This is a genomic window from Shewanella sp. T24-MNA-CIBAN-0130 (genome assembly GCF_040310185.1).
Lineage (GTDB): Bacteria > Pseudomonadota > Gammaproteobacteria > Enterobacterales > Shewanellaceae > Shewanella > Shewanella psychromarinicola.
The window spans coordinates 1-271 of sequence record NZ_JBEOPP010000326.1 but is presented as its reverse complement, the minus strand read 5'-3'; the positions used below and the strand labels follow the sequence as shown (position 1 = coordinate 271).

1 pseudogene is annotated in these 271 nt (G+C 45.8%); it reads left to right on the top strand.

The features are described 5' to 3' along the window. A pseudogene (locus AAEZ02_RS22575) lies at positions 1 to 271 on the top strand (hypothetical protein); the annotation flags it as partial.

Sequence of the window (271 nt, the reverse complement as noted above, 5' to 3'; positions counted from 1 at the left end):
AGACAAATCTGCCGCTAGCGCCCAAGTGGCGCAAGTCGATGCTCAGTTAGATGAGGCACTGGCTGCAAAAAAAGAAGCCAACTTAAAAAGCCCGATTGCTGGTATCGTGGATAACGTAATAGTCAGTGCCGGTGAAGTTATTGGTCAAGGTGTACCGCTATTAACGTTGGTCAATACCAACGATCAATGGGTGGTACTGAATGTCACTGAAACCTATTTGAACCAGTTTGCCATTGGTCAGCAATTTACCGGTACTATTCCCGCATTATCA